Source organism: Sphingomonas paludis (assembly GCF_053502515.1).
In genome coordinates this window covers 1,618,472-1,639,707 of the sequence record NZ_CP187558.1, presented here as the reverse complement: position 1 = coordinate 1,639,707, position 21,236 = coordinate 1,618,472, and the positions used below count along the sequence as shown (strand labels likewise).

Annotated in this window: 17 protein-coding genes and 3 pseudogenes; 12 read left to right on the top strand and 8 right to left on the bottom strand. The window is 66.3% G+C overall.

Annotated elements, in window-relative coordinates; all coding sequences use genetic code 11:
* Positions 1 to 14 precede the first annotated feature (14 nt).
* From ACPVPU_RS07980 to ACPVPU_RS07955, 6 genes are all read right to left on the bottom strand, one after another.
* Positions 15 to 1,637, bottom strand: a complete 1,623-nt coding sequence (locus ACPVPU_RS07980; protein WP_448657402.1) for a hypothetical protein — start codon at positions 1,635 to 1,637, stop codon at positions 15 to 17.
* Positions 1,634 to 2,605: an AAA family ATPase gene (locus ACPVPU_RS07975; RefSeq protein WP_448657401.1), complete on the bottom strand. Its 972-nt coding sequence runs from the start codon at positions 2,603 to 2,605 to the stop codon at positions 1,634 to 1,636. Before ACPVPU_RS07975 ends, ACPVPU_RS07980 begins: the two co-directional genes overlap by 4 nt.
* Positions 2,606 to 2,615: 10 nt before the next feature.
* Positions 2,616 to 4,157 (bottom strand): XrtA system polysaccharide chain length determinant, encoded by a 1,542-nt coding sequence (locus ACPVPU_RS07970; protein WP_448657400.1) that lies wholly within the window; start codon positions 4,155 to 4,157, stop codon positions 2,616 to 2,618.
* A gap of 10 nt (positions 4,158 to 4,167) precedes the next feature.
* Positions 4,168 to 4,776, bottom strand: a complete 609-nt coding sequence (locus ACPVPU_RS07965) for an XrtA/PEP-CTERM system exopolysaccharide export protein (RefSeq protein ID WP_448660443.1) — start codon at positions 4,774 to 4,776, stop codon at positions 4,168 to 4,170.
* 156 nt (positions 4,777 to 4,932) lie between these two features.
* Entirely contained in the window at positions 4,933 to 6,162 is a 1,230-nt protein-coding gene (locus ACPVPU_RS07960; protein ID WP_448657399.1) for a pyridoxal-dependent decarboxylase, exosortase A system-associated, read from the bottom strand.
* Entirely contained in the window at positions 6,159 to 7,670 is a 1,512-nt protein-coding gene (locus ACPVPU_RS07955; protein ID WP_448657398.1) for an acyl-CoA ligase (AMP-forming), exosortase A system-associated, read from the bottom strand. The genes ACPVPU_RS07960 and ACPVPU_RS07955 overlap by 4 nt, the downstream gene beginning before the upstream one ends.
* Positions 7,671 to 7,805: 135 nt before the next feature.
* Between ACPVPU_RS07955 and ACPVPU_RS07950 the strand changes: the two genes are divergently transcribed.
* From ACPVPU_RS07950 to ACPVPU_RS07940, 3 genes are read left to right on the top strand one after another with little or no spacing between them, the layout of a single operon-like run.
* Positions 7,806 to 8,078: a phosphopantetheine-binding protein gene (locus ACPVPU_RS07950; protein WP_448657396.1), complete on the top strand. Its 273-nt coding sequence runs from the start codon at positions 7,806 to 7,808 to the stop codon at positions 8,076 to 8,078.
* Complete coding sequence (locus tag ACPVPU_RS07945; RefSeq protein WP_448657395.1) at positions 8,075 to 8,848, top strand: hypothetical protein; 774 nt, start codon at positions 8,075 to 8,077, stop codon at positions 8,846 to 8,848. The genes ACPVPU_RS07950 and ACPVPU_RS07945 overlap by 4 nt, the downstream gene beginning before the upstream one ends.
* The gene (locus ACPVPU_RS07940) at positions 8,836 to 9,630 is read left to right on the top strand and encodes a hydrolase 1, exosortase A system-associated (RefSeq protein ID WP_448657394.1); all 795 of its coding nucleotides are present in this window, start codon (positions 8,836 to 8,838) and stop codon (positions 9,628 to 9,630) included. The genes ACPVPU_RS07945 and ACPVPU_RS07940 overlap by 13 nt, the downstream gene beginning before the upstream one ends.
* Before the next feature lie 19 nt (positions 9,631 to 9,649).
* Here ACPVPU_RS07940 and trxB read toward each other — a convergent pair whose 3' ends face one another.
* Positions 9,650 to 10,615, bottom strand: coding sequence for a thioredoxin-disulfide reductase (gene trxB / locus ACPVPU_RS07935; protein WP_448657393.1), 966 nt, complete (start codon positions 10,613 to 10,615; stop codon positions 9,650 to 9,652).
* A gap of 142 nt (positions 10,616 to 10,757) precedes the next feature.
* Between trxB and ACPVPU_RS07930 the strand changes: the two are divergent.
* From ACPVPU_RS07930 to ACPVPU_RS07895, 8 genes and pseudogenes are all read left to right on the top strand, one after another.
* A pseudogene (locus ACPVPU_RS07930) lies at positions 10,758 to 10,868 on the top strand (hypothetical protein); the annotation flags it as partial.
* Positions 10,820 to 11,809 (top strand): annotated as a pseudogene (gene bioB / locus ACPVPU_RS07925) (biotin synthase BioB); the annotation flags it as partial. The pseudogenes ACPVPU_RS07930 and bioB, both read left to right, overlap by 49 nt.
* Before the next feature lie 5 nt (positions 11,810 to 11,814).
* Positions 11,815 to 13,341: an acyl-CoA carboxylase subunit beta gene (locus ACPVPU_RS07920; protein ID WP_448657392.1), complete on the top strand. Its 1,527-nt coding sequence runs from the start codon at positions 11,815 to 11,817 to the stop codon at positions 13,339 to 13,341.
* The gene (locus ACPVPU_RS07915) at positions 13,338 to 13,688 is read left to right on the top strand and encodes a contact-dependent growth inhibition system immunity protein (RefSeq protein WP_448657391.1); all 351 of its coding nucleotides are present in this window, start codon (positions 13,338 to 13,340) and stop codon (positions 13,686 to 13,688) included. The genes ACPVPU_RS07920 and ACPVPU_RS07915 overlap by 4 nt, the downstream gene beginning before the upstream one ends.
* Positions 13,685 to 14,143, top strand: coding sequence for a methylmalonyl-CoA epimerase (gene mce, locus ACPVPU_RS07910; protein ID WP_448657390.1), 459 nt, complete (start codon positions 13,685 to 13,687; stop codon positions 14,141 to 14,143). Before ACPVPU_RS07915 ends, mce begins: the two co-directional genes overlap by 4 nt.
* Before the next feature lie 161 nt (positions 14,144 to 14,304).
* A complete protein-coding gene (gene scpA, locus ACPVPU_RS07905) occupies positions 14,305 to 16,548 on the top strand; it encodes a methylmalonyl-CoA mutase (protein ID WP_448657388.1) in 2,244 nt (747 codons plus the stop codon).
* Positions 16,545 to 17,369: an alpha/beta hydrolase gene (locus ACPVPU_RS07900; RefSeq protein WP_448657386.1), complete on the top strand. Its 825-nt coding sequence runs from the start codon at positions 16,545 to 16,547 to the stop codon at positions 17,367 to 17,369. Before scpA ends, ACPVPU_RS07900 begins: the two co-directional genes overlap by 4 nt.
* Positions 17,369 to 19,386, top strand: a pseudogene (locus ACPVPU_RS07895) (ATP-binding protein). The gene ACPVPU_RS07900 and the pseudogene ACPVPU_RS07895 overlap by 1 nt, the downstream one beginning before the upstream one ends.
* Before the next feature lie 6 nt (positions 19,387 to 19,392).
* Here the strand turns inward: ACPVPU_RS07895 and serB are convergent.
* A complete protein-coding gene (gene serB, locus ACPVPU_RS07890; protein WP_448657384.1) occupies positions 19,393 to 20,277 on the bottom strand; it encodes a phosphoserine phosphatase SerB in 885 nt (294 codons plus the stop codon).
* Here serB and miaA point away from each other — a divergent pair.
* A complete protein-coding gene (gene miaA / locus ACPVPU_RS07885) occupies positions 20,270 to 21,205 on the top strand; it encodes a tRNA (adenosine(37)-N6)-dimethylallyltransferase MiaA (RefSeq protein ID WP_448657382.1) in 936 nt (311 codons plus the stop codon). The genes serB and miaA overlap by 8 nt on opposite strands.
* Positions 21,206 to 21,236 lie beyond the last annotated feature (31 nt).

The window sequence follows — 21,236 nt, the reverse complement described above, 5'->3', positions numbered from 1 at the left end:
GCCCCCGCGCCGGATCAGAAACGATATCCCAGCGCGACCAGCGCCTGTGCAACGATGTCCGACCGCAGCGCCGCGTCGGAATCGAACGTGTCGATCCCGCCGACGACCTGAGCGTTCAGCCGGCCGAAATTGCGGGAATAGGCGGCATTCGCCCCCAGCCCCCACACATCGCCGCCGCCCACGATCCCGCTGTCGTAATAATTGCCATAGACATTGCCGGTGACGCTCGACTGGCTGTCCAGCGCCCGCGCGGCGAATGCCTGCACATACCAGGCCTGGTCATTGGCGCCGTCGATCACCGCGCCCACCGGCACGTCGGGGACATAGAAGCGGCGATGGGCATAACCACCACCGACGCCGAACTGCGTGTTGCCCCGTTGGGCCGACCAAACCGCATCGACGCCGCGCGCCCGGAAATTGGCCGTGGTCACCGACTGGAAGACGCCGTTCAGGCACTGGCCGCCGGCGTCGCCGCCCGATCCGAAGATGCAGCCATTGTAATTGTCGCTGAACGGATCGCGATTGTTGGTGAAGCTGGTCGGCAGCCGGTCGATCGCGCCGTTCAGCTGGCGGCCAAAGCTCTGCACGCTGTCATAGACGCCGATCTGCAGCCCGGACGAGGGCGAGGTCTGCCAGCTGAGCGAACCCGTGCCGCTGAACGTGCCGTACCGTTCGCCCACGCGCGCCTCCAGCGTCAGCCGGGGGCTGGGCCGCCACAACAGGCCGCCGTCATAATAGACGCCGTCAAAGGCAAAGGCGCGGCGGCGCGGCGAATTGGGATCGGTGACGAACCGGCCATTGGTATCCAGCACCGGATCGCCATTGGCGTCCAGCAGCACGTCGCGCTGGCTGATATCGATGTTTTCATAGCCGACGCCGCCGACCAGCGCGACGGTCCGGCTGACCGGCAGCACCGCATCCGCGCGAGCAAAGCCCCCTTCATACCGCTGGTCGAGCTGGCGCGCCTCTTCGCGCTGATAGGCACCGCTGACCGTCAGTCCGACGGGCAGCACATCGCCCGCCCCGGTCGAGACGGAGGCGATGGCCAGCTGGCTGGTGGCGTCGTCATACACATCGACTGGCGGCGCGGTCGGATCGATGCCGACCACGCCCGGCGACTCGACCTTGGTATAGCCCAACCGATAGGCGGCGGTCACCGATGCCGGGCCGACCTGGCTGGAAAAGCTGGGGCCGACATAAGCGGAATAGACCTGGACCGTGTTGCCGACATTGCCCACCAGATTGGTCGGTGCGTCACCGCGGCTGTCGAACCGGCCGCGCGTGGCGATCGCGCCCCCCTCGACCGACAGGCCCGGCGCGATCTGCACCGCGGCATTGGCCAGTCCCGAATGAACGTCGCCGTCCTCCAGCCGGTCATCCCAGGAGAAGCGCCGCTCATACTGATAATTCAGCTGGACGGTGACGCGCTGTGTCTGGACGGTGGCATCGATCCCGGCGGTGACCGTGGAATAGGTCAGCACGTCGTTTTCCCGCAGGTCGGCGGTCAGGATCTGGCCGACCTGAACATAGGGAGAGATGGCGACGGTGCGTTCGGCGGGCGCTGCGGTCTGGGCGACGGCCGGAGCCGCAATGCCGATCAGACCGACCCCCGCACCGATCAGGGCAAGCCGGGTCATTTCTGGGACTCCTGTCCGTAATAGCTGCCGAAGCGCGGGCCGCTCCGCTGAAAGGTGACGCTGTTGATCAGCAGCTGCAGCTGGTCGCATCCGTCGAGCAGAGCGACGGTTTCCCGCAAATCCCCCTCGGTCGTCCGGTCTGCGCGCACCACGATCAGCGTCTGACCGACATTCAGCGCCAGTACCGATGCCGGCGATGCCGCCAGCGCCGGGGGAGAATCGAAAATGACGATCCGGCGCGGATCAGCCATCGCCAGACCGTGCAGCAGCGCGTGCGCGTGATTGCTGGCCAGCAATTCGGTATCGTTGGCGCGAAGCGTGCCCGCCGGCAACAACGTTAGATTGGCGATGTCGGTATCGAGGATGCAGCTTTCGACGTCGAAGGCCGGATCGGCTAGCGCATCCAGCAGGCCCGAACCCGCATCGACGCCCAGCCGCCCCGGCACGTCCGGCTTGGCGAAATCGGCATCCACCAGCAACACCTCGACATCCTTTTCGGCGGCGAGCGAGATGGCGAGGTTGATCGCGCAAAAGGTCTTGCCCTCATTCGGCCGGGCCGAACTGATCAGGACCATGCGGGCGCGGGCATCATCGGCATCGGCCACCTTGCGCGCGGTCAGCAGCACCTGCCGCTTGGCCAGCCGAAACTCCTCGGCCAGCACATCGACCGGCGCATCGGGGACCAGCAGGCCATGATCGGCCAGCCGCTCGCGGTCGATCGCAACGCGGCGGCGCACGGTCCGTGCCACCGGACGCGCTGCGGGCGATGCAGGAGCCGGGGCGGCAACCGGTGCTACGACAGGCCGTTCGGCCGCCGGGGCAACCGGCGAATCGGTCCTCGCTTCGGGAGCGGTCCGGTCGATTACGGGTGCGGCAGGCGCAGCGACAGGGCGCGGCGGCGGCGCAAAGGCGTTCAGGCCGGCGGCACGTTCCAGCAGGCTACCCTGAATGCGGCGGGGTTCGTTCATTACCGGTTCCTCACGCCATCATGCCGACACTGATCAGGTCGATGCCCAGCATCGCCACGAACACGACGACAAGCCCCCCTGCACCACCGGCAAACAGCATCAGTCGCTTGCGGCGAAGCGCGGTCTGAGTGGCGAGCACCACTTCGCTGATCGATCCGATGACCGGCAGGCCACTGGCCCGTTCCAGCCGGTCGGCGGTCGGCCAGGTGGTCTGGACGCGGCTGAGGGCAAAGGCAGCCGCCATGCCGCCGCCAAGGCCGACGATCAGCACCGCCGCCAGCAGCAGCGGACGGTTGGGCGATGCGGGAGCACGCGGCAGCGTGGGCGGATCGATCACCTTGAACCGCACGGGTGCGGTTTCAGCCTGAACCTGACCCTTCAGCCGCACGTTTTCGCGGTCGTCGACCAGCCGACGGTAAGTCTCGCGCAGCGCGTCAATATCGCGGTCCAGCTGGGCCTGCGCAGCTGCGGCATTGGGATCGGACTGAAGCGCGCGCTGAAGCTGGGCGAGTTGCCCCTCGATCATCGCCTTGCGCTGGCCCAGTTCGGCAACGCGCGCCTGGCGTTCGGCCTGTTGCGTGCGCAGACCGACATAGACCGGGTTCTGCTGCCCGGCCACCGCGCCGCCCGTCCCCTCGTTCGCGGCAGCGGCGCGGGCAAGCGCCAGCTGCGCCGCGAGCGCGCGCATGTCGGGATGCGAATTGGTCCAGCCGCGGGCACGGCCCTCGGCAATCTGGCCCTCGATCGCGGCCAGCCGGGCACGTGCCGGGCCCGCAACCGCGCCCCCAGCCCCAGCGACCATCGCCGGCGTTCCCGCCATCTGCGAATTGATCGCCGACAGGCTGGAATTGGCACCCGCCATCTGGGCATCGACATCGGCCAGCGCGGTCCGCGCCTGGCCGATCCGGTCGTTCAGCGATCCCGTGCCGGGCAAGCCGGACAGAAAGCGATTGTTGAAATCGCTGCGCTGGTTTTCCTTGTCCTGCAGCTGCCGCTGGCGAAGGGCGATCTGTTCGTCCAGAAAGCGCAGCGACTGGCCGGTGCCGTCGCGCGACTGGGTCAGGTTATCCTCGACGAAGATGTCGATCATCTTTTGCACAACGGCACGCGCCAGCCGGGCATTACCGCCGTCGGTCAGATCGGGATTGCTGATCGATGCGCTGATTTCGAACAGATTGTCCTGCTGCGCCGTGATCTTGACCGCCTTTTGCAGCGTCGCCACCTGGCCTGCCAGTTGCTGCGGCGTCGATGCCTGGCGCGCGAGTTCGGTGCCGCGCACGACCTTTTCCAGGTTGACAGCCGATGTCAGCGTCTGGCGGACCCGTTCGATCTCCCGCGCCTGTTCGACCTGTGCCTGGGCGCTGGCGGTGCCATCGGGCAACAGGTTGGGCGATTGCACCAGCACGCGCGCCGTCGACTGATACTGGGTGGGGATCATGGATACCCCGAACCAGCCGGCCAGGCAGATGATCCAGGCAGCCGCCAGCGCCACCCAGCGTCGATGCCAGATGCCGTGGATGCCCGCGCGGATCTCGTCGTAAATGCCGTCCATGCCAGCCGCCTCAGAACATGGATTCGGGGATGATGATGACGTCGCCCGGCTCCAGCCGGACATTGGCGGCGGTATCCCCGTCCTTCAGCAGGCTGGCCAGCCGCAGCTTGTATTCGGTCTGCTTGCCCGTCTTGCGGTCGTAACGGACCAGGCGGGCGCGGTTGCCCGACGCCGTGGGCGACAGCCCGCCGACCGCGATCATGGCGTCCAGCACCGTCATGCTGGCACGATAGGGGATGGATGCGGGCTTTTCGGTGGCGCCGACGATCCGCACCTGCTGGCTGAACGTGCCGGCAAAGTTCTGGACGATGACCGACACGATCGGATCTTGGATATATTCGCCCAGCGCGATCTTCATGTCGTCGGCCAGCATCGACGGGGTCTTGCCGACGGCGGGCATGTCGGAGATCAGCGGGGTGGAAATGCGGCCGTCCGGACGCACCTGCACCCCCTTTGCCGACAGTTCGGGATTGCGCCAGACAAAGATGTCGAGCTGGTCCAGAGGGCCGATGACATATTCCTCGCTCGGCGCCTCCCGCCCGGCGACAAACGCCGCAGGGGGCAGTTCCTGACGATTGCCGGTTGCGCATCCGTTCAGCATGGTCCCCAGCAGGGCCATGGTGGCCGGTGCGGCCAGCAAACGGGTCCGAAGTGTCAAACGCATCACGCCCAGCCTCCATGCGGTGCGGAATCGACCGGCGTCCCGGCCAAATCGCACCAATTCAAGGCTGTGATGGCGTTAAGAGGTTAAGATCGCGTTAGGCGAGCGGCCGGCTCAATCCGTGCCGACCAGTCGTTCGGTGGCGGGCGGATGGCCTAGAAACGCAGCCGGACTGGCCGTGACGCCATATGCCCCGGCCAGAAACAGGGCGACGACGTCACCCGGCCGGGCATCGGGCAGCGCCACCCGGTCTGCAAGCCTGTCCAGCGGGGTGCACAGGCATCCCACCACCGATACCGGCCTGCCCGGCGTGTCCCGCATCCGGTCGGCCAGCGCCACCGGGTAATTGCGCCGGACCACCGTGCCGAAATTGCCGCTGGCGGCCAGTTGATGGTGCAGGCCGCCATCGACGATGTAGAATCGTTCGTCGCGACTGTCCTTCACATCGACGATCCGGGTCAGATACACGCCGCATTCGCCGACGAGCCACCGCCCCAGTTCGATCGCAAAGCCGCTGTCGCGCAGGGGCTCGGGCCGCCCGTCCAGCGTAACCGCGAGGGAACGGCCGATCGCTGCGATATCCAGCGCCTCATCGCCGGCGAAATAGGGGATGCCGAAACCGCCGCCCAGATTGACGAGCGGCGGCGCATGTCCGGCCTCGTCGGCCAGGCGGGCGGCAAGGGCTACCGATGCCGCCATGGTATCGCAAAGGGCGTCGGCATCCAGCGACTGCGACCCGGCATAGAGGTGAAACCCCCGCCAGTCGGCCCCGCCAGCGACAATCGCCCGAACCAGTGGCGGGACCCGCTCGGCATCCACGCCGAAGGGGGAGGCACGGCCGCCCATCTTCATCCCCGAGCCGCGCAGTTCGAAATCGGGGTTCACTCGCACGGCCAGCCGCGGGGCGATGCCCAGACGATCGCCGATCGCCAGCGCTCGCGCGGCCTCCCCTTCCGATTCCAGGTTCAGCGTCGCCCCGGCCAGGATGGCGGCATCCAGCTCGGCATCCCGCTTGCCCGGTCCTGCAAAGCTGATCGCCGATCCGGACTTGAGCGTGCCGGCAAGGGCCAGCTCACCCGCCGATGCCACGTCCAGGCCATCGACCAGCGGGGCAATGGCGGCCAGCAGCGGCGGATAGGGATTGGCCTTGATCGCATAATGCACGTCCAGCCCCGGCGGCATGGCGGTGCGCAGCGCGGCGATGCGGGCAGCGACCACGGCAAAGTCGTACAGCACGCACGGACCGTCGCCCGATTCCGCCAGCCAGTCCGATGCTGGGCGACCCGCGATCGACAGCCGGTGCTGATCGGCATAATCCGGCGGGATCGGCCCCGTCGGCTTCATGACGCCAGTTCCGCGCGAAGCCTTGCGCGATCCAGCTTGCCATTGGCGTTGCGCGGCAGTTCGTCCCGCCAGACATAGCGCGCAGGCTGCATGAAACCGGGCAGATCGCGGCGCAGCCGGTCGCGCAGCGCAGCTTCGGCACGGGCGGCATCGCCCTGCGGGCGGGCGACGAGCAAGATCGCGTGGCCGGTGCGCGGATCGGGCACGCCGATCGCTACCGCCTCCGCTGCCTCCGCCCCGGCCAGCGCTGCCTCCTCGATCTCGGTCGGGCTGATCCGGTTGCCGGAAACCTTGATCATTTCATCATCGCGCCCGACGAACCGCAGCAGCCCGTGCGCGTCCTCGACGACCGTATCGCCGGACCATACGGCCATGCCGCCTTCGGCCGACCATTCCGGCGCCGGCCGGAACCGCTGCTTGGTGCGCTCGGGATCGCGCCAATATCCATGCCCGACCAGCGGCCCGGCATGGACCAGCTCGCCCGGCTGGCCGGGCGCCGCCCGGCTGCCATCGGGTCGTACCACCATCACCTCGGCAAACGGGACCGCCCGCCCGATGGAATCGGGATGTTCGTCGACCAGATCGGGGTCCAGATAGGTCGACCGGAACGCCTCTGTCAGGCCGTACATCGGATACAGGTCGGCATTGTGGAACCGCGCCCGCAGCGACCGCACCATCGCCGGGGTCAGCGCCCCGCCGGAATTGGTCAGCCGCCGCAGCGCCATCGCCACGGCCCGCGGCCATTCCGCCTCCATCAGCTGCACCCATAGCGGCGGCACCCCGGCCAGCGTCGTGATGGCGTGCCGTTCGACCGCCGCAACGACGTCTCTTGCGGTCAGATAATCCAGCGGCACGACGCAACCACCCGCCGCCCAGGTGGAAAACAGCTGATTCTGGCCGTAATCGAAGCTGAGCGGCAGGATGGCCAGCACGCGATCCGCCGGATCGATCCGCAGATAATTCGCGACGCTGATCGCCCCCAGCCACAGATTGGCGTGGCTCAGCATCACGCCCTTTGGCCGGCCGGTCGAACCGGATGTGTAGAGGATCGCGGCCAGCGTGTCCGGATCGACGGTGGATGGCGGCAAGGGGTCCCCGGCGGGCGGTGCCTGTTCGACGGTTGCCGATGCACACCCATCGGGGACATCGCCTTTGCCGAGCAACGCCAGCCGCGCAGGTTGGCTGACCAGCAGCCGCGCGCCGCTGTCGGCCAGGATATGCGCGACCTGTGCCCGTTTGAGCTGGGGATTGATGGGCACATGGATCAGCCCGGCACGCGGCGCGGCAAGCGGCATCAGGCAAGCGGTCAAGGATTTCGGCAGCCAAGTCGCCACCCGGTCCCCCGCCGAAAGACCCTGTTCGGCAAGCCAGCCGGCCAGCCGGGCAACCGCCGTTTCCAGCGCGGCATAGGTCAATTCCCCAGCCCGACCGGCCAGGGCAGGATGATGCGGCTGGCCGAACTGGGTCAGATGGTCGACGGGTCTGGGCTGGGGGTCGAGCGCGATCATCGCCGGACGTGATAGCCGCCCGGGCAGGCCGTCGCCAAGGGGCAGTCTTGGCTTTGATCGGGACAGCGGCTAACGCCCGCCCAGACTGGCGGTCCGCCACGCGCGGACCGGACGAAACGGAATAGGACTGGGCGGTTGGTACAAGAGGGATATGACCGGATCGAAGCGGTGATCCGCGACGTCTTGCGCGATGTGCTGGCGCTTACCGATGCACGGGCGGCCGCGCTGGCGCCGGATACGCCGCTGTTCGGCGCGATGCCCGAACTCGATTCGCTGGCCGTGGCAGGGGTGCTGACCGAGATCGAGGACCGGCTGGGCATCGTGATCGACGATGCGGATGTCGATGCCGACATGATGGACAGCTTTGGCAGCCTAACCCGCTTCGCCGCCGAACGGGCGCTGGTGTGATCGGCGGATACGCCGTCAAACCCCATCACTGGCCGGGCTTTCCCTGGCCCGGCAGCCGCGAACCGATGCTGCGAACCGGACCGGACGACGGCCCCCTCGTGCTGATCGCGCAGGCATTGTTCGAGGAATCGAACCGGACCCGCGCCTTTCTGTTGTCGGTGATGCGGGCGCTGGCGTCGCATGGGCTGACATGCGCCCTGCCTGACCTGCCGGGCATGGGTGAAAGCGAAACGCCGGTGGAAAAGGCTAGTTACCTCCTGTGGTTATCCGCATTTGCGGAATGTGCGTATCAAGTCTCTCCGGATCGGCCGGTGCATGTGTTGACGCTGCGCGGCGGGGCGCTGCTGACCGGATGGACGCCAGCGGCCAGCCTGTATCAGTTCGCACCGGTGGAGGGCGCATCGCTGGTCCGCGACCTGATCCGTGCGCGACAGGCAAGCGGGCGCGATGCAGCGTTCGAGGGCGAAATGGCCGCGCTGATGGCCGCCCCCGCCCCGGAAACCCCCTTGCCGACGGTGACGCTGGCCGGCAACGCGATACCCGGAGACCTGCTGGTCCATCTGGCGCATGGCCATGCCCTGGCACCCGAAACCGAGGACGAACCGCCGATGCCGCGCCGGGTCGCCCGGCTGGCCAGCGATCCCGCCCCGGCGGACGTCCGGTTCGATGCGGCCCCCCTGTGGCGGCGGTCGGAACCGGGGCAGGACGAAGCCCTTGCAACGGCGCTGGCGGCCGATGTCGCCGATTGGGTGCGGCAATGCGGCGGCTGATCGCCTTTCCCTGTGCCAACCAGACCCTGATCGGATCGGTTGACGATGCGGACGGCACCACCGGACTGCTGATCGCATCCGGCGGCAATGAAGTGCGCTGGGGCGCACATCGGGGCATGGCGATGCTGGCGGCGCAACTGGCCGCCGCCGGCTACCCGGTGTTCCGGTTCGACCGGCGCGGCGTCGGGGATTCGACCGGCGAGAATGGCGGGTTTCTTTCAAGCGGCCCCGACATTGCGGCGGCAGCCGCGGCGTTTCGGCATCATTGTCCCTTGCTGACCCGCATCATCGGCTTCGGCAACTGCGATGCGGCCACGGCGCTGGCGCTGTTTCACCGCGACGCCGGGATCGACGCGCTCGTGCTGGCCAATCCCTGGGTGGTCGAGCCGACCGGCGATATGCCCCCGCCCGCCGCGATCCGCGCCCGCTATGCCGATCGGTTTCGCGATCCAAGACAGCTGTTGCGCCTGCTGCGCGGTGACGTCAGCATTGCCAAGCTTTTGAAGGGCCTGGCCAGCATCGTTCGCAAACCGTCTCAGCCGGGTGCACTCGCCGACACGGTTGCAGCCGCGCTGATGGCGAGCGATGCGCCGGTCACTATGCTGCTGGCCGATTGCGACAATACCGCCATTGCCTTTGCCGATGCGTGGCGTGGCCCGGCATTTGCCCCGCTGCATGGCCGGATCAGTGTCATCCGCTGCGATACCGACAGCCACAGCTTTGCGCGCGATGCGGACAAACGCTGGCTAAGGGATCAAATGCTAACGGTGCTGCAAGGCTGACCGAAGCGGGGGCGTTCCCTTATTCCGCCGCTTCGGCCATGGCGAAATGCGCGGCGGCCAGAAACCGCTCGGCATCCAGGGCGGCCATGCAGCCGGTGCCGGCGGCGGTGACGGCCTGGCGATACACCTTGTCCATCACGTCGCCGCACGCGAACACGCCGGGCACGCTGGTCCGGGTGCTGCCGACATCGACCTTCAGATAGCCGTCCTCGTCCAGCTCAAGATGCCCCTTGAACAGGGATGTCGCCGGGGAATGGCCGATGGCCACGAAGCCGCCGTCCACCTCGATCGTCGACAGTTCGCCCGTCACGGTGTCGCGGAGTTCCATGCCAACCAGCCCCGCCATGCCGCCGCCGTCGATGAAGCGGACCACTTCCTTGTTCCACAGCGTCGTGATGCGATCATTGGCGAACAGCCGCTGCTGCAGGATCTTTTCGGCGCGAAGGGTGTCGCGGCGGTGGATCAGGGTGACGTCATGGCTGTGGTTGGTCAGGTACAGCGCCTCTTCGACCGCGGTGTTGCCGCCGCCGATGACCGCCACCTTCTTGCCGCGATAGAAGAACCCGTCACAGGTGGCACAGGCCGATACGCCCTTGCCCTTCAACAGGTCCTCGCTCTCCAGCCCCAGCCATTTCGCCTGGGCGCCGGTGGCGATCACCAGCGTCTCGCCCTCGTACACATCGCCCGAATCGCCGATCAGGCGGAACGGCCGCTGCGACAGGTCGATATCGACGATGGTGTCGTACATCATGCGCGTGCCGACATGTTCGGCCTGCGCCTGCATCTGCTGCATCAGCCAGGGGCCCTGGATCACCTCGGCAAAGCCGGGATAATTCTCGACGTCCGTGGTCGTGGTCAGCTGGCCGCCGGGCTGGATGCCCTGGACGACGATGGGGCTCATGCTGGCGCGCGCGGCATAGATGGCGGCGGTCAGCCCCGCCGGGCCGGAACCGAGGATCAGCATCTGGGTCGAATGAACGGTCATGATCGTGCCTTGGTGGATTCGCTTGCGCGGCATCTAGGGTCAGGCCGGGCGTCCACGCAACATGGGATAGGCCGGGCCGTATTTCAGCCATAGCTTTTCTGCCCGGGGGCAAAGCCGTGCTGCCCCTGCCCTTCACAAGCCCGTGCGATCGGATAGAGAGGGCATCAAGAGAGGAGAGCCCCCATTTCCCCCAATACAGATTCCGTCCGCACCGATTGGACTCGTACCGAAATCGCCGCGCTGTTCGACCTGCCCTTTGGCGAACTCATGTTCCAGGCCCAGACGATCCACCGGCAGCATCACGCGCCCGACACCGTCCAGATGTCGACGCTGCTCAGCATCAAGACCGGCGGCTGCCCCGAGGATTGCGGCTATTGCAACCAGTCCGCTCATGCCGAAACCGGGCTGAAGGCAACGAAGCTGATGGACGTGCGCGCCGTGCTGCAATCGGCCGCGCAGGCAAAGGACCATGGCTCCACCCGCTTCTGCATGGGTGCCGCGTGGCGCAATCCCAAGGACCGCGACATGCCCGCCATCGTCGAGATGGTGAAGGGCGTGCGGGCGATGGGCATGGAAACCTGCATGACGCTGGGCATGCTGAGCGAGCAGCAGGCAGGGATGCTGGCCGATGCGGGCCTGGATTACTACAACCACAATATCGATACGTCCCCGGAACGCTATGGCGAGGTTATCACCACGCGCTCGTTCGAGGATCGGCTGGACACGCTGGAGCATGTTCGCAGGGCCGGAATCAACGTCTGCTGCGGCGGCATTGTCGGCATGGGCGAGACGCGCAGCGACCGGGTCGGATTCATCCATGCGCTGGCCACCCTGCCCCGCCATCCGGAAAGCGTGCCGGTGAACGCGCTGGTCCCGGTCAAGGGCACGGTGCTGGGCGATATGCTGGCCGATACGCCGCTGGCCCGGATCGACGAGATCGAGTTCGTCCGCACCGTCGCGGTGGCGCGGATCACCATGCCGGAGAGCATGGTCCGCCTGTCCGCGGGGCGCGAAAGCATGAGCGATGCGACGCAGGCATTGTGCTTTATGGCTGGGGCGAACAGTATCTTCACCGGCGACCGGTTGCTGACCACCGCCAATGCGGGGGATGACCGCGACGCCGCGCTGTTCGCCCGGCTGGGCATTACGCCGATGGCAGTCGAGGCAAAGGCCGAATTGCAGGCAGCGGAGTAACGCGCATGGCCTCCACGATCGAGGAACTGGAACGCCGCCGTCAGGGTGCCCGCATGGGCGGCGGCCAGAAGCGGATCGACGCACAGCACGCCAAGGGCAAGCTGACCGCGCGGGAGCGGCTGGACGTACTGCTCGACCCCGGCAGCTTCGAAGAGTTGGACATGTATGTCGAGCATAACTGCACCGATTTCGGGATGCAGGATCAGGTGGTTCCCGGCGACGGGGTGGTGACGGGATCGGGGACGATCAACGGCCGGCTTGTGTTCGTGTTCAGCCAGGATTTCACCGTGTTCGGCGGCTCGCTGTCCGAACGCCATGCGCAGAAGATCTGCAAGATCATGGACATGGCGATGAAGGTGGGCGCGCCAGTCATCGGCCTGAACGATTCGGGCGGCGCGCGCATTCAGGAGGGCGTGGCGAGCCTTGGCGGCTATGCCGAGGTGTTCCAGCGCAACGTGCTGGCATCGGGCGTGGTCCCGCAGCTCAGCCTCATCATGGGGCCGTGCGCGGGCGGCGCCGTCTATTCGCCGTCGATGACCGACTTCATCTTCATGGTGAAGGATTCGAGCTATATGTTCGTCACCGGACCGGACGTGGTGAAGACGGTGACCAACGAGGTGGTGACGCAGGAGGAACTGGGCGGCGCGATCACCCACACGACCAAGTCGGGCGTTGCTGACCTGGCGCTCGAAAACGATATCGAGGCGCTGTTGGCCGCGCGCGACTTCTTCGATTTTCTCCCCGCGTCGAACCGCGAGGAGCCGCCGGTCCGCCCGAGCGACGATCCGTGGGACCGCATCGAGGACAGCCTCGACACGCTGATCCCGCCATCCGCCAACCAGCCCTATGACATGCACGAGTTGATCGTGAAGGTGCTGGACGAGGGCGAATTCTTCGAGCTGCAACCGGCGCACGCGGGCAATATCCTGATCGGCTTCGGCCGGATCGAGGGGCGTACGGTCGGCGTGGTCGCAAACCAGCCGATGGTGCTGGCCGGATGTCTCGACATCAACGCCAGCAAGAAGGCCGCGCGGTTCGTCCGCTTCTGCGACGCCTTCGAGATTCCGATCCTGACGTTCGTGGACGTCCCCGGCTTCCTGCCCGGCGTGGGACAGGAGCATAGCGGCATCATCAAGCACGGCGCGAAACTGCTGTTCGCTTACGCCGAGGCGACCGTGCCCAAGATCACGGTCATCACCCGCAAGGCCTATGGCGGCGCATACGACGTGATGGCGAGCAAGCATTTGCGCGGTGATCTGAACTATGCCTGGCCGACCGCCGAGATCGCCGTGATGGGCGCAAAGGGCGCGGTGGAGATCATCTTCCGCGGCCGCACGCCGGAGGAGATCGCCGAGCGCACGGCGGAGTACGAGGCGCGCTTCGCCAACCCGTTCGTCGCGGCGAGCAAGGGCTTCGTGGACGAAGTGATCATGCCGCATTCGACGCGGCGACGGGTGGCGCTGGGCCTACGCAAGCTGCGGGGGAAGAGCCTAGAGAACCCATGGAAGAAGCATGACAATATTCCGCTATGAGCAGAGCCAAGCGCGAGTGCCGAAAGAGAATTGAAGAGCGCTGGCCTTGGCTGGCAAACATGATGGGGTGCTACTTCAACCAGGATTACGACCTTTTGTACGGATCGCTTGAGGGAGCGATTAAATGTGCGGTGAGGGATGGCTCGACTGAACACCGTCGTGGCATTCTCAAGGAATGGCGCGATTGGAAAAACTCTGACGGAACGACGGACGACATTCGACCGCTTCTCGACGCAATGGGCGTTGATCTGCTGTTCAAATCCGCACTGGACGCGCGAAAATTCATGAACCGAATCTATGATGAGCTGCTGCTCTCGGTTAAATCCGACACGGACTTCCAACAATGAAGCTTGGCCCCGTCAACCATATCGGAATCGCTACACCGTCGATCGCGGACAGCATCGCTTTCTACCGCGACGTGATGGGCGCGACGCACATCCACGAGCCATTCGACCTGCCTACACAGGGCGTGCGCGTATGCTTCGTCGATACGCCGAACACGCAGATCGAGTTGATCGAGCCGCTGGGCACGGACTCGCCGATCCATGGGTTTCTGGCGAAGAACCCGGCCGGGGGGCAACATCATTTGTGCTATGAGGTGCCCGATATTCATGTCGCCAGGGCGTGGTTCGAGGCCAGAGGCAAGCGCGTGCTGGGGGAGCCGCGGATCGGCGCGCATGGGACGCTGATCTTCTTCGTCCACCCGCGCGACATGGGCGGCGTGCTGACCGAGATCATGGAGACGCCGCGTGGGCATGACAAACCTTCTCCCCTTGTGGGAGAAGGATACGAAGGCTTGTGAGCGAAGCGAGCTAGCCGCAGTTGGATGAGGGTAATGGCGGTGCGGCGGCGTTATGGCCTGCACCTCAACACCCCTCACCCAGCTCCAACTAGGCAGCAAGCTGCCAAGTTTTCGCAACCCTCTCCCACAAGGGGAGAGGGGAACAGGATTTGAGATTGCGTATGACGGCCAAACCCACCCCCGCCGACTGGGCCGCGCTCGCCGCGAAGGAAGTGAAGGGCCGCGACCTCACCTGGCACACGCCGGAGGGGATTGCGATCAAGCCGCTCTACACCGCCGAGGATGCGGCGGGCATCGACCCCGGCCTGCCGGGCTTTACTCCCTATACGCGCGGCGTGAAGGCGACGATGTATGCCGGTCGCCCCTGGACGATCCGGCAATATGCCGGTTTCTCGACCGCAGAGGAATCCAACGCCTTTTATCGCCGCAACCTGGCCGCCGGGCAGAAGGGGCTGTCCGTCGCCTTCGATCTTGCCACCCATCGCGGATACGACAGCGATCACCCGCGCGTCACCGGCGATGTCGGCAAGGCGGGGGTGGCGATCGACACGGTCGAGGACATGAAGATCCTGTTCGACGGCATCCCGCTCGACCAGATGAGCGTCAGCATGACGATGAACGGCGCGGTGATCCCCGTGCTCGCTTTCTTCATCGTCTCGGCAGAGGAACAGGGCGTCGATCAGGCGCTGCTGGAAGGGACGATCCAGAACGACATCCTGAAGGAGTTCATGGTCCGCAACACCTATATCTACCCGCCCGAGCCATCGATGCGGATCATCGCGGACATCTTTGCCTACACCTCGGCCCACATGCCGAAGTTCAACTCGATCTCGATCAGCGGATATCACATGCACGAGGCCGGGGCGACGCAGGTGCAGGAACTGGCCTTCACCATCGCCGACGGCATCGAATATGTCCGGCGCGGGGTGGAGAGCGGGCTGGATATCGACAAGTTCGCCGGCAGGCTGTCGTTCTTCTTCGCGATCGGCATGAACTTCTTCATGGAGGTGGCGAAGCTGCGCGCCGCCCGCCTGTTGTGGCATCGCGCCATGACGAAGCTGGGCGCGCAGGACGAGCGCAGCAAGATGCTGCGGACGCATTGCCAGACCAGCGGCGTGTCGCTGACCGAGCAGGATCCGTACAACAACGTCATCCGCACGACCGTTGAGGCAATGGCGGCGATGCTTGGCGGGACGCAGAGCCTGCACACCAACGCGCTTGACGAGGCCATTGCCCTCCCCACCGATTTCTCCGCCCGGATCGCCCGCAACACGCAGATCGTGCTGCAGGAGGAAACTGGAATGACAAAGGTCGTCGATCCGCTGGGCGGCAGTTACTATGTCGAGGCGCTGACGAAGGAACTGGCCGACAAGGCGTGGGAAATCGTCGAGCGCGTCGAGGCCGAGGGCGGCATGGCGAAAGCGGTCGCCGCCGGCTGGCCAAAGGCGATGATCGAGGAAGCCGCCGCCGCAAGGCAGGCGCGGGTGGATCGCGGCGAGGATGTTATCGTCGGGGTGAACAAATACCGGCTGGGTGAGGAAGACCGGCTGGAGACGCTGGAGGTCGATAACGCCGCCGTGCGCGAGGCGCAGGTGGCGCGCATCGCGGCGGTCAAGGCCGCGCGGGACGACGCGGCGGTGCGGGCAGCGCTGGATGCGCTTAGGGTCGCCGCCCAGTCCGTTCACCCTGAGCTTGTCGAAGGGCTGCCTTCTCCTGCCACGGCCCAGGAAAAGGACAGTGCTTCGACAAGCTCAGCACGAGCGGGGGTCGGGGAAGTTGGGGGGGAAACGAACCTGCTCGCTCTGGCCGTCACGGCGGCGCGGGCGCGGGCGACGCTGGGCGAAATCTCCGCCGCAATGGAGGATGTGTTCGGCCGTCATGCCACCACCCCTACCCCGGTCCGGGGCGTCTATGCCGCGCCCTATGCCGAGGATGACCGCTGGGCGCAGGTGACGGCCGGCGTTGATGCCGTCGCCCGTCGACTGGGTCGCAAACCCCGCCTGCTGGTCGCCAAGATGGGGCAGGACGGGCATGATCGCGGCGCGAACGTGATCGCATCCGCCTTTGCCGATCTGGGGTTCGAGGTGGTCAGTAGCCCCCTGTTCCAGACGCCGGAGGAAACCGCCGTCCTGGCACTCGACAGCGGGGTCGACGTGGTCGGCGCATCCAGTCTGGCGGCGGGTCACAAGACGCTAATCCCCGCGCTGATCGCCGGGCTGCGCGAGGCGGGGCGCAGCGACATCAAGGTGATCGCAGGCGGCGTCATCCCGCCCCAGGATTATGATTTCCTGCGCGACGCGGGAGTTCAGGGCATTTATGGCCCGGGCAGCAACGTCGTTGAATGCGCAGCCGACGTGCTTCGCCTGCTCGGCCACAACATGCCGCCAGTGGAGGTCGATGCGTGATCGGCCGGTTACACCATGCTTTCTGGCTGCTGATACTGGCCTGCTGGACCTCGGTCGCAAGCGCCCAGACGGCACCGGAAGCGACTCCGATCGTCGTCGGCCAGTCCTATCGGCTGGCCAGCACGATCATGCCGACGACGCGAACGATCAATATCTGGCTGCCGCCCGGTTATGCCGATGGCGGCAAGCGCTACCCGGTCCTCTATCTGCTCGACGGCGGGGTTGACCAGGATTTCCATCACATCAGCGGCCTGGCCCAGTTGGGCACGGTCAACGGCACGACGCGGGACGTCATCGTCGTGGGGATCGAGACTGTCGACCGTCGCAACGAACTCGCCTTTCCCACGACCGATCCCGCGTTGAAGGCGGAATATCCCACTGCGGGAGACAGCGCACGGTTTCGCCGCTTCATCGCCGATGAGGTCAAGCCCTGGGTGGAGCATGGCTATCGGACCGATGGCACCGACGCGGTGATGGGGGAATCGCTGGCCGGGCTGTTCGTCGTCGAAACGCTGCTGCGTCAGCCCGCGCTGTTCGATCAGTATATCGCGATCAGCCCCAGCCTGTGGTGGGACAACCAGTCGCTGCTGACCGCCGCCCGGCCTATGTTGCCTGGGACGGCGGGAAGAACCCTGTGGCTGAGCGTCGCCAATGAACAGGGCATGGGCGTCACGCCCTTTGCCGACCTGCTCCGCACCAACGCACCGGCGGGTCTGACATGGACGTTCGCACCCATGCCGAACGAAACCCATGCCAGCATCTATCACGGCGCGGCAATGATCGCGCTGCGTCACCTGTTCGCACAAGCCGAGGCTGAATGATGTTCAAGAAGATCCTGGTCGCCAATCGCGGCGAAATCGCGTGCCGGGTGTTCCGCACGGCCAAGCGGATGGGGATTGCCACCGTGGCGGTTTATTCCGATGCGGATGCGCGCAGCCCGCATGTGCTGATGGCGGACGAGGCGGTGCGGCTCGGCCCGGCGCCTGCCGCCGAAAGCTATCTGAAGGCGGAGCTGATCCTGGCCGCAGCGCAGGCGACCGGCGTGGACTGCATCCATCCAGGCTATGGATTCCTGTCGGAGCGGGAGAGCTTTGCCCGCGCCTGCTCGCAAGCGGGCATCGCGTTCGTCGGGCCGCCGCCCAACGCCATCGCCGCGATGGGCGACAAGATCGAATCCAAGAAGCTGGCCAAGGCGGCGGGGGTCAATGTCGTCCCCGGCTATCTGGGCGAGATCGCGGATACCGAGGAGGCGGTGCAGATCGCCAGCGATATCGGCTTTCCGGTGATGATGAAGGCATCGGCGGGCGGCGGCGGCAAGGGGATGCGGCTGGCGTGGAGCGAACAGGATGTCCGCGACGGGTTCGAGGCGACGAAGCGCGAGGGTCTGGCGAGTTTCGGCGACGACCGCGTGTTCATCGAGAAGTTCATCGAAAGCCCGCGCCATATCGAGATCCAGGTGCTGGGCGACCAGCATGGCAACATCCTGTACCTGGGCGAGCGGGAATGTTCGATCCAGCGGCGGCACCAGAAGGTGGTGGAGGAAGCGCCCTCCCCCCCTTTGTCACGCCGGATATGCGCCGGGCGATGGGCGAGCAGGCGGTCGCACTGGCCCGCGCGGTCGGCTATTACAGCGCAGGTACGGTCGAATTGATCGTCAGCGGCGCGGATACCAGCGGCCAGGGCTTCTACTTCCTGGAAATGAACACCCGGCTGCAGGTGGAGCATCCGGTGACCGAAGCGGTGACGGGCATCGACCTGGTCGAACAGATGATCCGGGTTGCGGCCGGCGAGCGGCTGGCGTTCGATCAAAAGGATATCCGGTTGAACGGCTGGGCGATCGAGAACCGCGTCTATGCCGAGGATCCCTATCGCGGGTTCCTGCCATCGACCGGTCGGCTGGTCCGCTATGCCCCGCCATCGGCATCCACCACGCCCTATGGCGAACCGGATTCGGCCTGCGCCTATATCCGCGTCGATGACGGCGTGGCCGAGGGCGGCGAAGTATCGATGTTCTACGATCCCATGATCGCCAAGCTGATCACTTGGGCCCCCACCCGCGACGCGGCCGCCGATCTGCAGGTGCAGGCGCTAGACGGATTCCAGATCGAGGGGCTTGGCCAGAATATCGATTTCCTGTCCGCGCTGATGCAGCATCCGCGGTTCCGGTCGGGCGCGCTGACCACCGGATTCATCGCTGAGGAATACCCGGAGGGGTTTTCGGGTGCACCGGCATCGGCCGAGCTGACCCGCGCGCTGGCGGCGGTTGCGGCGGGGCTTTCGTTCACGACTGCAGGCCGCGCTCGGCAGATTTCAGGACAGCTTGGCACCGCGCAGCTGCCGCCGTCCGACTGGACCGTGCGGATCGGCCGGGAGGATCATGCCGTCACCTTGACCGAGGGCCACGCGATGGTCGACGGTCAGCGCGTTGATGGCACCATGCACTGGCAGCCCGGCGACCGAATGGTGACTGCCACCGCCAATGGCGACACTTTGTCGGTGAAGGTGAAGCGCACGCGGACCGGGTGGCTGCTGACGACGCGCGGCGCCGTCCACCGGGTCGAGGTGTTGCCCGCGCACATTGCCCCCTATCGCCGGCACATGATCGAAAAGGTCCCGCCGGACATGAGCCGGTTCCTGCTGTGCCCGATGCCGGGCCTGCTGACCCAGCTGCACGTCGCGCCCGGCGACAAGGTGGAGGCCGGTCAGCCGCTGGCGGTGATCGAGGCGATGAAGATGGAAAATATCCTACGCGCCGAAAAAAGCGCGGTGGTCAAGGCTGCGAACTTTGCGCCGGGCGACAGCCTGGCCGTGGATGCCGCGATCCTGGAGTTCGAATAGGCCGGTTCAGCCGGCGGCCCATTCCCGCCGGCTGACCCCCTGCGCATAGAGCAGGGTGGTCAGGTCGCCCGCATCGACGCGCATCTGCGCGGCGGCGGCGACCACCGGCTTGGCATGATAGGCGACGCCAAGCCCCGCCCGCTCGATCATTGCGAGGTCGTTGGCCCCGTCGCCCACGGCCAGCGTCTGTTCCGGATTCAGCCCCAGTTCGGCCGTCGCGGCGGCCAACGTCGCTTCCTTCGTTGCCGAATCCACGATGGGCTTGGCCACTGCCCCGGTCAGCTTGCCGTCCGCGATCAGCAGTTCGTTGGCGATCATCCGGGAAAAGCCGATCCGGTCCGCCACCGGCCCGGCAAAACGGGTGAAGCCACCCGAAATCAAGATGGCCGTCGCTCCCCAGCCCCGCATCGTGCGAACGAGCTCCGGCGCGCCGGGCATGATCCGCACCCGTTCGGCCAGGCATAGTTCGATGGCGCTTTCCGGTAGTCCGGCGAGCAGGGCGACCCGCGCGTCCAGCGCCTCGGCGAAGTCCAGCTCGCCGCGCATCGCCCGTTCGGTCACCTCGGCAATCTGCGGCTTGATCCCCGCATAGTCCGCCAGTTCGTCGATGCATTCGACGGTGATCATCGTCGAATCCATGTCGGCGACGATCAACCGCTTGCGCCGGTCCGGGGTATCGGGCTGGACCGCGATGTCCACGCCGGGAAAGGCTAGTTCCAGATTGAGCCGGGCAGCGTCGGGATTGACCATGAAGCGGATGTCGCCCGCCACGCCTTCATCGATCCATTGCCGGGCGGACGGGGCACAGCCAGCCCCCGCCAGCCGATCCATAGCGGCGGAAAAATCCCCCTCGGTCAATCGTTCCGATGCTATCAGTGTGGCGATGAACATGTCTTCCGGCCCTTCCCTTCCGCGCGTCGCGCTCATCGCAGGGCCGACCGCCAGCGGCAAGAGCGCAATCGCGCTGGAACTGGCGCGGCGGCACGATGGCGTGGTCATCAACGCCGATGCAAGCCAGGTCTATGCCGATCTGCGCATCCTGTCCGCCCGCCCGACCGAGGCAGAGGAGGCACAGGCACCGCACCGGCTGTTCGGCCATGTCGACGGGGCCGATGCCTATAGCGCGGCGCATTATGCCGCCGATGCGCGGGCGGCGATCGATGCCGCGCTGGCTGAGGACCGTCTGCCCATCCTGGTCGGAGGCACCGGGCTATATCTGCGCACCCTGCTCGACGGCATTGCGCCCGTGCCAGAGATCGACCCGGCGATCCGGGTGCAGGTCCGCGCGCTGCCCGTCGCCGAGGCCCATCACCAGCTTCAGGCCGTCGATCCGGCGGCGGCGGCATGGCTGAACCCCGGCGATACGACGCGGGTGGCACGGGCACTGGAGGTGAAGCTGTCCACCGGCCGGACGCTAGCGGAATGGCAGGCGCAGCGCGAAGGCGGGATCAGCGAGCGCATCGCCCTGACCGCCGCCATCCTGCTGCCCGACCGGAACTGGCTGACGCAGCGGTGCGATGCACGGCTGACCGCGATGTTCGATGGCGGCGCGATGGCGGAAGTACGGGCGTTGCTTAGCCGCCACCTGCCCCCGGACTTGCCGGTGATGCGCGCGATCGGCGTGCCGGAAATCGCGGCCATGCTGGCGGGCGACATCACCCGAGCCGAGGCGCTGGACCGGGCCATGCTGGCGACCCGCCAATATGCCAAGCGGCAATATACGTGGTTCCGTAACCAGCCACCGTCAGACTGGCCGCGACTGATGACGACAGAAAAATCTGCGCTGATTGATCATTTTGAAACTAAATTACACACATAGGCATTGACGCGTATTTTTTATGCGGTTAGCA

What these genes read in the sequence shown, in the direction of transcription:
- ACPVPU_RS07980 (WP_448657402.1), bottom strand. Translation starts at nt 1,637, where the DNA reads ATGACCCGGCTTGCCCTGATCGGTGCGGGGGTCGGTCTGATCGGCATT.
- ACPVPU_RS07975 (WP_448657401.1), bottom strand. Translation starts at nt 2,605, where the DNA reads ATGAACGAACCCCGCCGCATTCAGGGTAGCCTGCTGGAACGTGCCGCC.
- ACPVPU_RS07970 (WP_448657400.1), bottom strand. Translation starts at nt 4,157, where the DNA reads ATGGACGGCATTTACGACGAGATCCGCGCGGGCATCCACGGCATCTGG.
- ACPVPU_RS07965 (WP_448660443.1), bottom strand. Translation starts at nt 4,776, where the DNA reads ATGGCCCTGCTGGGGACCATGCTGAACGGATGCGCAACCGGCAATCGT.
- ACPVPU_RS07960 (WP_448657399.1), bottom strand. Translation starts at nt 6,162, where the DNA reads ATGAAGCCGACGGGGCCGATCCCGCCGGATTATGCCGATCAGCACCGG.
- ACPVPU_RS07955 (WP_448657398.1), bottom strand. Translation starts at nt 7,670, where the DNA reads ATGATCGCGCTCGACCCCCAGCCCAGACCCGTCGACCATCTGACCCAG.
- ACPVPU_RS07940 (WP_448657394.1), top strand. Translation starts at nt 8,836, where the DNA reads ATGCGGCGGCTGATCGCCTTTCCCTGTGCCAACCAGACCCTGATCGGA.
- trxB (WP_448657393.1), bottom strand. Translation starts at nt 10,615, where the DNA reads ATGACCGTTCATTCGACCCAGATGCTGATCCTCGGTTCCGGCCCGGCG.
- ACPVPU_RS07920 (WP_448657392.1), top strand. Translation starts at nt 11,815, where the DNA reads ATGGCCTCCACGATCGAGGAACTGGAACGCCGCCGTCAGGGTGCCCGC.
- ACPVPU_RS07915 (WP_448657391.1), top strand. Translation starts at nt 13,338, where the DNA reads ATGAGCAGAGCCAAGCGCGAGTGCCGAAAGAGAATTGAAGAGCGCTGG.
- mce (WP_448657390.1), top strand. Translation starts at nt 13,685, where the DNA reads ATGAAGCTTGGCCCCGTCAACCATATCGGAATCGCTACACCGTCGATC.
- scpA (WP_448657388.1), top strand. Translation starts at nt 14,305, where the DNA reads ATGACGGCCAAACCCACCCCCGCCGACTGGGCCGCGCTCGCCGCGAAG.
- miaA (WP_448657382.1), top strand. Translation starts at nt 20,270, where the DNA reads ATGAACATGTCTTCCGGCCCTTCCCTTCCGCGCGTCGCGCTCATCGCA.
- serB (WP_448657384.1), bottom strand. Translation starts at nt 20,277, where the DNA reads ATGTTCATCGCCACACTGATAGCATCGGAACGATTGACCGAGGGGGAT.